14 protein-coding genes are annotated in these 13,914 nt (G+C 70.8%); 6 read left to right on the forward strand and 8 right to left on the reverse strand.

All coding sequences use genetic code 11. The annotated features are described in order from the left end of the window. Positions 1-6: 6 nt before the first annotated feature. The gene (locus G401_RS0126495; RefSeq protein ID WP_027344854.1) at positions 7-912 is read right to left on the reverse strand and encodes a LysR family transcriptional regulator; all 906 of its coding nucleotides are present in this window, start codon (positions 910-912) and stop codon (positions 7-9) included. A 142-nt stretch (positions 913-1,054) separates the two neighbouring features. Between G401_RS0126495 and G401_RS0126500 the strand changes: the two genes are divergently transcribed. Continuing rightward, positions 1,055-1,480 carry a DUF2871 domain-containing protein gene (locus G401_RS0126500; protein ID WP_211240853.1) on the forward strand — a complete coding sequence of 142 codons (426 nt, stop codon included), beginning with the start codon at positions 1,055-1,057 and terminating at the stop codon, positions 1,478-1,480. An 8-nt stretch (positions 1,481-1,488) separates the two neighbouring features. Here the strand turns inward: G401_RS0126500 and G401_RS48605 are convergent, their stop codons facing one another. Further along, positions 1,489-1,881 (reverse strand): hypothetical protein, encoded by a 393-nt coding sequence (locus G401_RS48605; RefSeq protein ID WP_051367193.1) that lies wholly within the window; start codon positions 1,879-1,881, stop codon positions 1,489-1,491. A gap of 189 nt (positions 1,882-2,070) precedes the next feature. Here G401_RS48605 and G401_RS0126510 point away from each other — a divergent pair, with 189 nt between their 5' ends. Beyond that, positions 2,071-2,412 (forward strand): iron chaperone, encoded by a 342-nt coding sequence (locus G401_RS0126510; protein WP_027344856.1) that lies wholly within the window; start codon positions 2,071-2,073, stop codon positions 2,410-2,412. Between the two features lie 84 nt (positions 2,413-2,496). On the opposite strand, the gene G401_RS0126515 is transcribed toward G401_RS0126510, so the two are convergent. From G401_RS0126515 to G401_RS48610, 3 genes are all read right to left on the reverse strand, one after another. Then, positions 2,497-4,044, reverse strand: coding sequence for an alpha-L-arabinofuranosidase B (locus G401_RS0126515; RefSeq protein WP_027344857.1), 1,548 nt, complete (start codon positions 4,042-4,044; stop codon positions 2,497-2,499). Between the two features lie 270 nt (positions 4,045-4,314). Then, the gene (locus G401_RS0126520) at positions 4,315-5,157 is read right to left on the reverse strand and encodes a fumarylacetoacetate hydrolase family protein (RefSeq protein ID WP_027344858.1); all 843 of its coding nucleotides are present in this window, start codon (positions 5,155-5,157) and stop codon (positions 4,315-4,317) included. A 70-nt stretch (positions 5,158-5,227) separates the two neighbouring features. After that, positions 5,228-6,016, reverse strand: a complete 789-nt coding sequence (locus G401_RS48610) for a helix-turn-helix transcriptional regulator (RefSeq protein ID WP_034593255.1) — start codon at positions 6,014-6,016, stop codon at positions 5,228-5,230. Positions 6,017-6,146: 130 nt separating this feature from the next. Between G401_RS48610 and G401_RS0126530 the strand changes: the two genes are divergently transcribed. Beyond that, positions 6,147-6,656 (forward strand): cupin domain-containing protein, encoded by a 510-nt coding sequence (locus tag G401_RS0126530; protein ID WP_027344859.1) that lies wholly within the window; start codon positions 6,147-6,149, stop codon positions 6,654-6,656. Positions 6,657-6,678: 22 nt separating this feature from the next. Here G401_RS0126530 and G401_RS0126535 read toward each other — a convergent pair whose 3' ends face one another. Both G401_RS0126535 and G401_RS0126540 read right to left on the reverse strand, forming a co-directional pair. Next, complete coding sequence (locus G401_RS0126535; RefSeq protein WP_245601850.1) at positions 6,679-7,869, reverse strand: glycoside hydrolase family 3 N-terminal domain-containing protein; 1,191 nt, start codon at positions 7,867-7,869, stop codon at positions 6,679-6,681. Between the two features lie 53 nt (positions 7,870-7,922). Next, positions 7,923-8,393, reverse strand: coding sequence for an Lrp/AsnC family transcriptional regulator (locus G401_RS0126540; protein ID WP_211240849.1), 471 nt, complete (start codon positions 8,391-8,393; stop codon positions 7,923-7,925). A gap of 112 nt (positions 8,394-8,505) precedes the next feature. Here G401_RS0126540 and G401_RS48615 point away from each other — a divergent pair, with 112 nt between their 5' ends. Next, positions 8,506-9,855: an APC family permease gene (locus tag G401_RS48615; protein ID WP_084557659.1), complete on the forward strand. Its 1,350-nt coding sequence runs from the start codon at positions 8,506-8,508 to the stop codon at positions 9,853-9,855. On the opposite strand, the gene G401_RS0126550 is transcribed toward G401_RS48615, so the two are convergent. Then, positions 9,788-11,077 (reverse strand): cellulose-binding domain-containing protein, encoded by a 1,290-nt coding sequence (locus G401_RS0126550; protein ID WP_027344862.1) that lies wholly within the window; start codon positions 11,075-11,077, stop codon positions 9,788-9,790. The genes G401_RS48615 and G401_RS0126550 overlap by 68 nt on opposite strands. Positions 11,078-11,305: 228 nt before the next feature. On the opposite strand from G401_RS0126550, the gene G401_RS0126555 reads away from it, so the two are divergent. Continuing rightward, a complete protein-coding gene (locus tag G401_RS0126555) occupies positions 11,306-12,220 on the forward strand; it encodes a hypothetical protein (RefSeq protein ID WP_027344863.1) in 915 nt (304 codons plus the stop codon). A gap of 219 nt (positions 12,221-12,439) precedes the next feature. After that, entirely contained in the window at positions 12,440-13,360 is a 921-nt protein-coding gene (locus tag G401_RS0126560; RefSeq protein WP_027344864.1) for a 2-dehydropantoate 2-reductase, read from the forward strand. Positions 13,361-13,914 lie beyond the last annotated feature (554 nt).

Genomic DNA, 13,914 nt, shown 5'->3' on the forward strand with positions numbered 1-13,914 from the left:
AACGATCTACTGTGGATTTATCGATTCAGGTCTTGATGACGCGTCCCGAGCCGCCTCCGCCAGCGCCCGGATCAGCGGCGTCTCCGACGACGCGCGCCAGGCGAACGCCCACCGGACCGGCGCCGCGTCCGTGATCGGGATGTAGACGATGTTCGGCCACTTGTAGAACAGGATGGCGTCCGAGGCGACCACCGCGACCGCCTTGTTCGCGGCGACGAGCGTCATCTCCTCGTGCCAGCTGGTGGCGACCGGGCCGCGTGGGATGGGCCGGCCGGACGGGGTGACGTGCGGGTGGAAGACCTCTTCCATGGCCCGCGGGACGTCGACGCCCCGCAGGACGACGCAGTCGCCGAGGTCTTCCCAGGTGACCGACGTCCGGCCGGCCAGCGGGTGGGCCTCGTTGACCATCAGGACCGCGTCGCACACGTGGACCACCGGACCCTCGGCGATGTCCGGCTCGCCGACCGGCAGCCAGAGGTGGGCCACGTCCACCTCGCAGGTCCGCAGCTCGTTCAGCGGTGCGGTCGGGTGGATCTCCCGGATGACCAGCTCCACGTCGGGGTGCCGTTCGCGGAACAGGTCGAGGACCGGGGTGATCGTGAACGGCTGCGCGCCCATCGAGCCGAGGATCAGCGTACCGGCGATGCCGCCGCCGGCCGCGATCGTCGCGTTCTGCACGGCGGCCGTGATCTGCCGGTGGGCCACGCCGAGTTCCTTCTGCAACTGCTTGCCGAGCGTGGTCAGCCGGACGGTACGCGTCGTCCGCACGAACAGCGGGCCGCCGATCCGCCGCTCCTGTGCCTTGACGGACTGGCTGACCCGGGCGGGCGTCAGGCGGAGCCGCTCCGCGGTCCGGCCGAAATGCAGCTCCTCGGCCAACGTCAGGAAGATCTCGATGTCGCGCAGCTCCATTGGCCGGACAATATCAACTACGGCTTAACACAGTGTTGAGCGGGCGGCCCTCAATGCGCTCCGTCAACTGCGGCTTAACGCTGCGTTGCCGACCTTGCCGTTGATCCCGCCGCGCCGATCACTCGATCATGGACGGGTGAGAATGCTGTATTACGCCGCGCACGCGTACATGATCGTCGGAGTGGTGAGCGGGCTCGCGTACCGCGAGATCACCAAGGCGAAGGACTTCACCGGTGACACCCAGCTGGGCCTGGTCCATACCCACGTCCTCGCGCTGGGCATGCTCTTCTTCCTGGGCGTGCTCGCCTTGGAGAAGCTGTTCACGCTGACCGCCCACCGGCGGCTGTTCACCTGGTTCTTCTGGACCTACAACGGCGGCCTCGTGCTCACGGTCGCGATGATGGTCGTGCACGGCACGCTGACCGTGTTCGGCCACGAGAGCAACGAGGCGATCGCCGGTATCGCCGGGCTCGGGCACATCGTGCTCACCGTCGGCCTCATCCTGCTCTTCGTGAACCTCGGCAAGCGGGTCGCCGTGCACGCGGCCACCCCCGAGGCGGAGCGCTGAGCATCGCCTCACAGCTGGTGGATCCAGGCCCGGACCAGCAGGGCCGCGCCGGCGTACAGCAGGACGGTCACCGGCAGAACCCAGCGGCAGCCGCGCTCGCCGCCGAGCCACCGCCGCCAGCGGCGGTGCAGCGCGGCCAGGCCCACGAGGGCGAGCATCCCGACCACGACGACCGGCACGCTGATCGCGAAGTGCGCGGCCCACGCGCCCTGCTTGCTCGGCCCGCCCCACGCATTGTCGTAGGGGCCGTGGTCCACGAGGCCGTAGAAGGCGCCGCGGGCGACGCCCAGGGCGATCATCGCCAGCGGGATGAGGCCGAGGAGCCCGACCGCGATCCCCGAGGCGACGACGCCGGCGGACCTGGCGGGCTTGGCGGTGTGCTGCGGCATGACGTTCGACATGCCCTCACGCTAGGAACCGACGCTCACCGCCCGCGTCCCGCCGCGGAGCCAACCCTCGGGTCATACCCCGGTATGACGTGTCCCGCGTGCTCGCCCGACACGCCGTCGTACGCGTGGCGGCGCGCTGGGCGGCCCAACGGCGTCCATGATGTGCGGGGTGGCCGCGACCTGCTCGGATAGGGTCGAGGCATGGGTGCAGTGACGGACTATTTCGAGGAGCTCGATCCGGCCGTGCGGGCGGCGTTCGAGCACATCCGGGATGTGGCGACCGAGATCGCGCCGGCGGCGCAGGAGAGCGTGAGCTACGGCATGCCCGCGCTGCGTCTGGACGGCAAGCCGCTGCTCGGATTCCGGGCCGCCAAGGCGCACCTGAGCATCTTCCCGTTCAGCCCGGCGGCGGTCGAGGCCGCGAGCGGGCTGCTGGACGGGTACGCGTTGTCGAAGGGGACGGTCCGGTTCACACTCGACCGGCCGCTGCCCGACGAGGCGGTGCGCACGCTGGTCCGCACGCGCGTCAGCGAGATCGCGTAGGCGGGATCGCCCGGGGGTGACGGCCGTCCCGAGGGACGTGCGGGACGGCCGTCGCGTTCGGCTGATCCGCGTACAGCGGACGGGTCAGGGCGTCCAGGGGGCGGTGACGACCCAGCTCACGTCATCGGGCCACAGCGTGGCGGAGTCCCAGGCGTTGGAGCCGCCCTGGCTCGCGATGTACACGCTGTTGTTGTAGTGCCGGATGTACTTGGCCGGGAAGTTCACCGAGTAGAACGAGTTGCCCTGGCCGTTCATGCCCGCCTGCGCGCAGAACGTCGCGTCGTTCTTGAACAGGGTGCTGTTGTCGTTCGCCTGCAGGTAGAGCTGGTAGTTCTGATGCCGCAGGTAGCTGCCGGCGGTGTTCTTCGACTCGAAGGACACGCAGGAGCTGCTGGCCAGGCCGGCGCGCACGATCCAGGACGCGTTCGCCTTGTCGGTCGCCGCGCTGGACGAGGACACGACCTGCGTGGAGACCGTCGCGCCGGAGTGCGAGATGTAGCGGGTGGTGCAGCACGCCGTGGTGGCCCGCAGCGAGATCGTCGAGCCGACCGCCGGGCCGGTCGTGGAGCCCGACGTGCTGTAGCCGGCCGCGGTGATGTTGGCCTGCACCGAGTTCTCGGTGGCGTCGCTGGGGTAGCCGGACGTCATGACGCCTTCGTAGAAGGTGCCCGCCGCGCCGACGCTGTTGTCGCCGCCGATGCCGAGGATGATGGCGCCTTCCTTCTTCATCGGGTTGTAGCCCGACACGTTCGGACGCGCACCGTTGTAGAAGGTGGACAGGCTGCCGGACTGGGAGTTGCCGCCGCGGATCGACCAGTGGTTCGCCTCGCCCTTGATGACGGCGGTGGTGAACCGGTAGTTCACGGTCGGGTCGTTGGCGTTGTAGCCGGCGTTGACGCCGGAGAAGAGGCCGTTCTCCAGGTCGGCCATGATCCAGGGGCCGTTGCCGGTGCCGTAGCCCCAGACCTTGATGTTGCCGAAGTAGATGGCCTCCATGGTGCCGTTGCCGTTGTCGTGGCTGTTGCGCTCCGCGTTGCCGTAGTCGAAGCAGCAGCCGCCGTTGTAGTGGGTGCCGTCCATGATGGCGTACATGCCTTCGGGCTGGTCACCGGTCGCGACACCGCTGGTGTTGTTGTTCCGGTAGCCGGTGCCCGGCGCCACGAACACCCCGTACGCCTTGTGCCCGCCCACCGTGATCGGGGCGGACGTGGCGTTGGCGAGGTTGTCGTAGCCGCCCGAGGCCGGGCCGTTGAACCCGCCGGGGGGTGCCTGGGTCAGGTTGTTGCCCCGGCCGGACTGGTCGTAGATGACCGTGATGACGCACGACGTCCCCGAGCAGAACGAGTCCTGGGCGGCGGCGTTGGCCACCCCGCCCGCGCTCAGTACGCCGATGTTCGACGTCGCGTTGTCCGACGAGCGCCGGACCTGGTACAGCGAGCCGTTGTACGTGCCGTACAGCGCCCGGGTGGTGCTGTGCGCGGCGACGCAGGGGGTGCCGCCGGACTGGTAGATGTCGCAGGGGCCGGTCGTGGCCGCCTGCGAGGTGCCCATTCCGGTGAGAGCCCCGGCGAACAGGGCCGCGGCGCCGGCGAACGCCAGGACGGCGGCGCGTACGCGCCGATGTGGAGCCATGTTGACCTCTTCCGTTGCGAGGGACGGAAAACAGCGGAGAGCTGTACGCGGCGGGGTCTCCTTCCGGCAGCGGGGCAGCCGCGTACCATGGCTGGATCCGAGGGCGTTGGTCCATCCATGTGAACGTTAACATATCGAACTGTCCGACTGTTGGCAACGATCGATAGCCGCACCGCCCCTCGGTCTCGCTCGGATCAGCGAAATCGCCCGAATCCGGGCCGTGATGACGTGGCGGTCCCTGGCCTCAATAGGATCATGATTGTGTTATCGCTAACATAGACGTTCATTGCGTACGACCGGGTTGGTGAGAGTGCCGATGCCCGGGATCTCGATCGAGACCTCGTCGCCGGGCGCCAGCGTGAAGTCGAGCCCGGGCACGATCCCGGTCCCGGTCGACAGGACGGCGCCGGCCGGGAAGTCGAGTTCGGCGTACAGCCAGCGGGCGAGATCGGGCAGCGGGCGGGCCAGCTGCGCCGTCGAGGTGGTCCCCGTGAAGGCCACCGCCCCGGCCCGCCGGACGGTGAGCGAGATGCCGAAGGTGCCGGGCGCCGCCCAGGACGGCACGATCGCCGGGCCCAGCGCGCAGGACCCGTTGTAGATCTTCGCCTGCGGCAGGTAGAGCGGGTTGTCGCCCTCGATCGACCGCGAGCTGACGTCGTCGCAGATCGTGTAGCCGGCGATCTCCCCGGTGGCGGTCAGCACCAGCGCCAGCTCCGGCTCGGGGACGTCCACGGTGGAATCGGCCCGCACCGAGATCGTCTCGCCCGGCCCGCGTACGCGCCACGCCGGCGACTTGAAGAACAGCTCGGGACGCTCGGCGGCGTACACGCGGTCGTAGACGTCGGGCTCGTGGCTCTCCTCGATCCGGGCGTCGCGCGACCGCAGGTACGTGACGCCGGCCGCCCAGACCTCGGTGGCGCCGTCGACCGGGGCGAGGAGTTCGACGGGACCGGTCTCGGCCTCACCCGGCGCCGCGACGATCGACCGGCACCGTTCCAGATCCCCGGCCAGGAGCGCGGCGATGCCGGGACAGGCGAGGCGCAGCAGCCGGCCGTCGGTGTCCAGGCCGACGCGGACGTCCCCGTCGGCGGTGCGGTAGCGCACGATTCTCATCGCCGCACTGGAACATGCCGGCGGGCCGGCGTCAAGCCACCCGATCATGCCGGGGCCGAGGTCACCCTGGTCAGGCGGCCAGCTGGAGGACGAGGACGAGCTCCGGATCGTCCACGAGGCGCAGCTGGAACATCTCGACGGCGGTGTCCTCGGCGTCGCCGTGCAGGACCAGGCGGGCGGGGCGGAACGGGCGTACCTCGTAGGCGGGCCACCAGGCGGCGAACTCCGGGCTCGCCCGGGTCACGGCGTCCACGATGTACGCGTACCGGGGCTCGTCCGGGTGCTCGCCGGCCGCGATGCGGAACTGGCCCAGCACGGCCCTGGCGGCGGCGGCCCAGCGTACGCCCATCACCTTCCGGTTCTCCTCGTGCGTGAACATCATCCAGATCAGGTTGCGGCGGTCCGCGGGCAGCGTCAGCGGATCGACCCGCGTGCTCGCGTACGCGCCGTTCCAGACGACGTAGTCGAAGCAGCGGTCGTAGATCGCGGCCAGGCCCGGCGACTGGGCGTCGACCAGCCGCTGCAGGCGGTCGTGCGACCGGGCCGGGGCCGGCGTCCCGGGCGCGCCGAGTCCGGCCAGGCGGCGCAGGTGGCGGTGCTGGTCCGCGTCGAGCCGCAGGGCCCGGGCGAGCGCGTCGACGACCTGGGCCGACGGGGTGACGTCCCGGCCCTGTTCGAGCCAGGTGTAGTAGGTGTGGCTCACCCCGGACAGCTCGGCGACCTCCTCCCGCCGCAGCCCCGGCGTACGCCGCCGGTGCGGTGCCGGGTCGGGCGGGAGGCCGGCTTCGGCGGGCCGGACGGCGGCCCGCCGCGCCCGCAGGAAACGGCCGAGCTCGGCCCGCCGCGCGGCTTCGTGCATCGTCGTCCCCCGATCGCCAGCGGCGAGGGTAGCAGGATCCGTACCAGGACCGCGGCGGCCGCGCGGCGCTAGCGTCGGCAGGCAGGGACGCGATACCCGCGACACCGTCGACGGCGAGGAGAACACTGCGATGACCGGACTTCTGCTGCCGCCCGGGTCGGGCCGGCCCATCGGCGGATCGGGCATGACCCTCAAGGTCGGCGCCGAGCACACGCCGGCCTGGTCGGTGTTCGAGACCGTGGTCCAGCCCGGATTCGACGTGGGGGCGCACTTCCACCACCACGCGGAGGAGCTGTTCTACGTCCTGGAGGGCGAGCTCGATCTGCTGGCCTTCCAACCCCGCCCCGGGTACGCGACCGGCGCCGGCGACTGGCGCGGCTGGCAGTCCGACGACGGCCGCGAGGTCCTGCGGGGCGGGCCGGGCAGCAGCATGTACGTGCCGGCCGGCGTACCGCACGCGTTCCACAATCCAGGCCCGGCGCCCGCGCGGATGCTGTTCCTCGTGACGCCCTCCGGGCATGAGGAGTACCTGCGGGAACTCGGCGAGCTGATCGGGGGCGGCCGCCCGGACCAGACCGCGATCGCGCAGCTGCGGGCGCGCCACGACATCGAGCAGCTGACCGCGCTGACCCCGCGCTGACCCTGAGGTGGGCCCCGGCGGCTCAGGGGCGGAGTTTGTCCACCTGGGACACGGCCGCGTCGATCTGCGCCATCGTCAGGTCGCCGCTGCGCACCCGGGCCACCGCCGTCGCCAGCGTCTCCTCGACCACCTTGGCATCGTAGACCTGCTGGTTGGCGTACACGAGAAGGTCCACACCGGCCTGGACGGCCAGGGTGAACGCTTCCGCGGCGCCGAAGCGGGCGGTGATCCCGGCGGCCTGCATGTCGTCGCTGACGACGGGGCCCTGCCAGCCGAGCTGCCCGCGCAGCAGGTCGGTGACCACCTTGCGGGACAACGACATGGGCTTGTCCGGGTCGAGCTGGCGGTTGAGCAGGTGGGCGACGAGGACCGAGTCGGCGGTGCCGGCGGCGATGAGCCGCTGGAACGGCACGAGTTCCGAGCGGTGCCAGCTGTCGGTGACGTCGACGACGTCGAAGTCGGTGTTGCCGGCGGCGCTGCCGAAGCCGGGAAAGTGCTTGATGGAGGTCTGGATGTGCGCGGCCCGGTGGACTCCGATCTCCTCGGTGGCGTTGGCGACGACCACCGAGGGGTCGGCGGAGAAGCTGCGGCCCAGCTTGCCGATGGCCGGATTCGCCGGATTGACGTTCAGGTCGACGACCGGCGCGTAGTTCATCGTGACGCCGACGGACTTCATGCTGGTGACCATGCCCTGCGCCCAGGACCGGGTGTGCGCGGCCTGGTTGATCGCGCCGACCTCGGCCTGCGACTGGCTGGCCGGGAAGCCGTTGGACGGGTTGAGCCGCGCGATCCGGCCGCCCTCCTGGTCGATCGAGACGATCAGCGGCCGGCCGCCGGCGGCCGCGCGCAGGCTCGCGACAAGCTTCGTGACCTGGGCCGGGGAGGAGATGTTGCGCGGCCCGCCGGTCAGCTGGTCGGTGTCGAACAGGATGACCCCGCCGATGTTCTGCTCCCTGATCGCCTTCACGATCCAGTCGTCCGGGCCGACGGACTGGCCGCGGAAGCCGACGACGAGCAGGCTCGCGACCTTGCGGCGTACGGCGGCCTCGTCGATCGTCGTGGGCGCGTTGGCGGGCGGCGCCGGGGTCGGCCGGCTCGGGCTCGGTGCCGCGGGAGGTGCGGGCTTCTCGTCGGAACCGCAGCCCGTCACGGCCGCCGCCGCCGCGAGGGAGGCGGCGGTGAACAGGTGGCGGCGGTTCAGCTGTACGCCCACCCGATCCACGCTAATGCCCGTGAACTCCGGAGACGGGCGGATGGTCGAAAGACTCAGGCATCGGCCAGGCGGGTGAGCACGGTGTTCTGCACGTGCTGGTAGATGATCGAACTACGGAAGCCGACGATCTCCCGCCGCTGGCTGAACCGGTCCATGAGGAACGCGTGCAGGTGCTCGACATCCTGCACGGCGACGTGCACGAGGAAGTCGTCGCCACCGGCCACCACGAAGACCGAGAGCACCTCGGGCAGCTTCGCCACGTGGGACTTGAAGTCCTCGATGACCGCGCGGCTGAGCGGGCGTACCTGGACGGCGAGGAGTGCCTGGACGCCCCGGTTGAGCGCGGCGAGGCTCACCCCGGCGTGGTAGCCCGTGATCACTCCGGCCGCCCGCAGCGCGCGTACACGTTCCAGGCAGGTCGACGGGGCGACGCCGATGGTGGCCGCGAGCTCCCGGTTGGTCTGGCGCGCATCCGTCTGCAGTTCCCGCAGGATCGCCGAATCTAGTTCGTCCACGGTCGTCATTATCCAGGATCTGCCGAATGATGTTCGGCGGCACGGTAATTCCCCCGGTCTTGTGCCTAGCGTGTGCCCTCCATGCCGCACGAAGCGCGGCCATGTCCGCATGGAGGCACTCATGACGCTCGACACCCGGCACCGCCTCGGGCTCGCCGAGGGAACCGCGCTGTACGCCGGCGCCGTCCTCGGTCCCGGGGTCCTCGCCCTGCCCTCGCTCGGCGCCCGCGCCGCGGGTCCTGCCTCCCTGCTCGCCTGGGCGGCCATGCTTCTGCTGAGCGGGCCGGTCGCCCTCGCCTTCGCCGCGCTCGGGGCCCGCTTCCCGGACGGCGGCGGCGTGGCGGCCTTCGCCGGGCGTGCTTTCGGCGTACGCGTGGCGGCCATGGTCGGCTGGTGGTTCGCCGCGGCCGTCCCGATGGGCGTACTGGCCGGGGCGATCATCGGGGGTGAATACGTCGCGACGACGCTCGGCGGGGGCGGGGGAACGGTGCTGCCGGTCGCCGCCGGACTGCTGCTGACCGCGTTCGGCGCCAACTACGCGGGGCTGAGGGTGTCCGGCCGGCTGCAGGTGTTCTCGGTGAGCCTGCTCGTGGTCCTGCTGCTGACGGCGATCACCGCCGCCCTGCCCGCCGCGCGGGCGGCCAACTTCCATCCGTTCGCGCCCCACGGGTGGCCCGCGGTCGCCACCGCCGCGAGCGTGCTCTTCTACGCGTTCGCCGGCTGGGAGGCGGCGAGCCACCTGTCGGCGGAGTTCCGGGATCCCCGGCGGCACATCATCGCCGCCACCGGACTGACGCTCGCCTTGGTGAGCGTGCTCTACCTCGGGCTCGCCGGCACCGTCTTCGGCGTGCTCGGCGACCGGGCGGGCGCGACCGACGTGCCGCTGACGCTGCTGTTCGAGCGCGGGCTCGGCCCGGCCACCCGGGCGGGGACCGCGGCCGTCGCCGTGCTCCTCACGCTCGGCGCCGTCAACACCTACATCGCCGGGGGCGCGCGGCTGGTGGCGGCGCTCGGTCGCGCGGGCGCGCTGCCCCGCCGGCTCAGCGGCGACGCCGGATCCGTACCCCGTCGTGGCGTCGTCGCACAGCTGGCGGCCTGCGGGCTGACGGGCGCGGCGAGCCTCGTGTGGCACCTCGACCTCACCACGTTGATGCGGGCCACCTCGGCCTGCCTCGCGGCGGTCTCGGCGACCGGCCTGCTCGCCGCCGTCCGGCTGCTGCCCCGGGGCGGTCCGCTGTGGTGGAGCGCGGTCGTGGGCAGCGGCTTCACCGTCGCCGTGCTCGCCTGCTGCGGCGTACTGCTGGTCGTTCCGGTCGTGCTCGGCGTGGCTGCGCTCGCCGTGGCGACGCCGTGGCGGCGGGAGCCGGGGCCGCGCCCGCAGGAGCACGGCCCCGGCCCGCTGCTCAGTAGCCCCAGCGGTTCTTCAGATGCCGCCACCAGTCGCGCAGCATCCAGGCGTCGAAATCGGTGATGTAGGTGGCCGATCCGGCGTTCATCAGGAAGCAGCACTGCCCGGTCGGCGTCCAGTCGTAGAAGTCGTCCAGGCCGAACCCGTGCCCCATCTCGTGCAGCAGGATGTGGATGTTGTCGGTGTTCAGGTTCGAGGTGAAGTACTCGCTGCCGATCCGCTGGCCCCAGTCGCCGCCCGCGCCGCCGCTGAAGCCCGCGGTCAGCCACAGCGAGACGTCGTAGTGGTGCGAGACCCCTCCCGGGCAGCCCGAGTAGTTGCCGTCCTGGTGGAAGAACCGGCCGCACGGCTCCGAGCACTGCGGCGCGTCCTCCCGGATGTTGTTGACGTAGACGTCCACCGCGTTGTCCGTCCACTCCAGGGTGGCACGGTCGCGTACCGCCCAGCCGACGACCTTCACCGGCACCGTCGCGTACGGCCAGCCGTTGTGGCCCGCCATCACGTCGATCCACTTCTTGAACTGCCGCTGCAGCGCCGCCTGGATCTGGTCACGCAGCGCGGCCGTCACGTGGGCGGTGGAGTCCCAGCGTACGCAGTAGTTGATCTGCCCGCCGGCGGCCATGATCTGGTCCCAGAGGTAGTTGCGGAAGGTGTAGAGCTGGTTGTAGGTGGCCTCGTAGTGCGCCCACACCTCGTTGAGCGGCTGGACCAGGTTGGCCGGCGGGTTCCAGCCGCTCGAACTCGGGCTGCTGCTGGGGCTGGCGCTCGGGCTGACCGTACGCGACGGCGACGGCGAGGCCGACGCGGACCGCGACGGCGACGGCGATGTGGACGGCGACGGTGCCGAGGACGCCGACGTGGTCGCTCCGGTGCAGGTCACCCCGTTCATGGCGAAGCTCGCCGGAACCGGGTTGGCGCTCGTCCAGGCTCCGTTGAAGCCGAACGAAGTGCTGGAGCCGGTGCCGAGGGCGCCGTTGTAGCTCAGGTTCGTGGCGACGACGGCGGCGCCGGTCTGTGTGTAGGTGGCGTTCCAGCCCTGGGTGACGGCCTGGCCGGCGGCCGGGAACGTCCACTTGAGACTCCAGGCGGTGACCGGGTCGCCGAGGTTCTTCAGCGTGACGTTGGCGGTGAACCCGCCCGCCCACTGGGACTGGACGGCGTAGGTCGCCTGGCAGCCGGCCGCCGCCGCGTGGGCGGTCGGCATGGTCAACCCCCATAGCAGGAGCGCTGCGCCGGTCACGGACACGATCATGGACGCGAGTACGCGTCTGGTGGTGGTGAGCACGTGTGACTCCGGGGACGGATTCAGGCGCCCGCAGGCGCGCGAAACGGAATGGTCACGTGGAGTGAGATGCCCGGAGTCTCGGCACCACGCATCGAATGGCGTGCATCCGACAGGGCGCATCCTAAGCGAATGGGAGCGCTTCCATCAAGTCCACAGTGTACGACCTGGGACGCCGGCCGGCTGATCTTGGGGAGCGCGGAAGATCGTTCGGTGGTAACGTGCGGACGGGTGAGCACCGACCCCTCGACCAACATGGTCGCCTTCGAGGTCCAAGGCCATCCCGAGCCGTTCATCGCGAGCGGACCGACCCAGGACGAGTACAGCATCCAGCGCGCCTGGTACGCCGTCCCCCTCGACCACGCCACGGCGGCCGCCGCGGTCACGAGGATCTACAGCGAATGGCAGCCGTCCGCCGCGGACGAAGAGTTCATCGGGCGTACGTTCCCGCAGGTGGCGGTGACCTACAGCTTCGAGCGGCCCGAACGGCCGGACGGCTGGCCGGACGCGTTCGCCGCCGTGCAGCGGCAGCTGGCCGCCGCCCAGGAGAGCCGCGCGGCCGCCGAGGCCGTCGAGAACATGAACCGCACGGCCGAGCACGGCGAACTCCTGCCCGTCCTGTGGAGCAGCACGTCCCCGTCGATCGGGATGCTGGAACACCTGCCGCACGCCGAGGTCGTCCCGGGCCGCCTGCGGGTGGCCGTCGCCGCGGTCGCCCCGACACCCCAGGGCAAGATCGGCATGAGCCACGTGACGTACGCGAAGCTCGGCGACGACCCGTTCGCGGACCTGTTCGACACCGCCGCGCGTACGCTCGTGCAGGGTCTGAAGGTCGACGGCCACGCGGACGAGCGGCACCCGGAGAAGGGGCAACTGCTCGTGCTGCGCCGCGAGGGCATGTTCGCGTCCTCGGCGGTGGCGCTGCCGGACTTCCACCGGCAGATGAGCGCGGCGCTCGGCGCCGACGACCTGGTCGTCGGCCTGCCCGACCCGGACACGGTACTGGTCACGCGGGCGGACTCCGGCTGGGTCGGCGAACTGCACCAGGCGGTCCTGGAGTCGCCGTGCCCGGTGAGCGAACTGGTCCCGGTCGTCCTGGCCTTCGACGGAACCGCCCCGCCCCGCCTCCTCGCCGAACGCCCCTGACCCGGCTCCTTCGATCCGGCTCTGTGATCCAGCTCCGTGATCCGGTTTGGATCAGGGAAATCCACGTAATCTTGGCCCAAGATTCGGGTGATTTCCCTGATCCAAGCGGGATCATGGGGCGGGCTCCGCGGGATCATGGGGCGGGCTCCGCGGGATCACGGGGCGTGAGTGATCTTGCTAACGGCGGCCGTCGACGGGTGCGGCGTAACGTCGGCGGCTATGAGGATTCTCGTCGTCGGCGCCGGCGCGACCGGCGGTTTCTTCGGCGCCCGCCTGCACGAGGCCGGCCGGGACGTCACCTTCCTGGTTCGGCCCGCCCGCGCCGAGGTGCTGCGCCGCCGCGGACTGCGGATCACCGGCGTCGGCCCGGACACCGTCGTGACGCCGAACCTGGTCACCGCATCCGAAGTGGACGGTCCCTACGATCTCGTCCTGCTGACGGTGAAGGCCACCGCCCTCACTCCCGCGCTCCAGGACCTCAAGCCCGCGGTCGGTACGCGTACCACCATCGTGCCGTTCCTCAACGGCATGGCGCACATGGACACGCTGAACGACGCGTACGGCCGGGAGGTTGTGCTGGGCGGCGTGGTGCGGGTCATCACGACGCTGAGTGACGACGGAGACATCGTGCAGCTCGCGCCGCTCGCGGACATCGCGGTGGGGGAGCAGGACGGCGCGCGGTCGGAGCGCGTGGAGCGGGTCGCGGCGGTGCTGGGCGGCGCCGGCTTCGACTTCGCGGTGTCCGGCGACATCCTGACGGCGATGTGGCACAAATGGATCTTCATCAGTACGCTCGGCGCCCTGAACACGCTCGCGCGCGGCAGCGTCGGCGAGGCAGTGGCGGTTCCGGGCGGTGCGGACCTGGGCGCGCGCATCGCGGCGGAAGGCGCGGCGGTCGCGGCGGCGGCGGGGCATCCCGTACCTCAGTCCACTCTGGATGGAGTCGTCGCGTTCACGTCCCGGCCGGGATCGACGGACACGGCCTCGCTCTACCGTGATCTGGTCGCGGGTCGGGCCACCGAGGTCGAGCAGATCCTGGGCGACCTCACGGCGCGGGCGTCGGCCTCCGGCGTCGCGACACCGTTGCTGGACCTGGCCACGCTCCAGCTTCGCATCCACGAGAATCGCAGAGCGGAATAGCCGGGAGATGCGTATGCGGCGCGTTCGGTTGGGGGGCCGCGCGGCATCGTTCACATCGGACAATTGCGGAGACGCGCTCGGTGGCGCCGTGCGTTCGCGCTGGTCCTCGCGCCCGTCCTCGTCCTCGTCCTCGCCGTCGCCGTCGCCGTCGCCGAGATGATCTCCCGATGTACACGCGGAGGGTGTATCAGCGCTTCGGAAACACCCTCCGTGTGTACATGGCCAAGATCGCGCACGCGTTCGCACTGTTGAACGGACAATTGCCGTAGGGGTCCGCAGCGCGATCATCCGGGGCTGCGGGCTCGCGCCGACTTTGTCGCGACTGTCCGATATGGCGGCCGGGTGGATCGGCTCCTGGTGATCGTTCGCGGCTGGGATGTAGTTTTCGGGCCCATTCCCTCGATCCAATGCGGCCGGGATGTAGGTAGAGGCCGATTTCCTGCATCCCGCCCGCTATGGATCTTGGGTGGGAGCCGGGTTCTTACCTCGTGGCCGCTGTGGATCACGCCTAAGATCGTCCCGCTCTCGGCCGTAGTCCGTGATGCGGGAGCGAT

The organism is Hamadaea tsunoensis DSM 44101 (assembly GCF_000428945.1).
Classification (GTDB): domain Bacteria; phylum Actinomycetota; class Actinomycetes; order Mycobacteriales; family Micromonosporaceae; genus Hamadaea; species Hamadaea tsunoensis.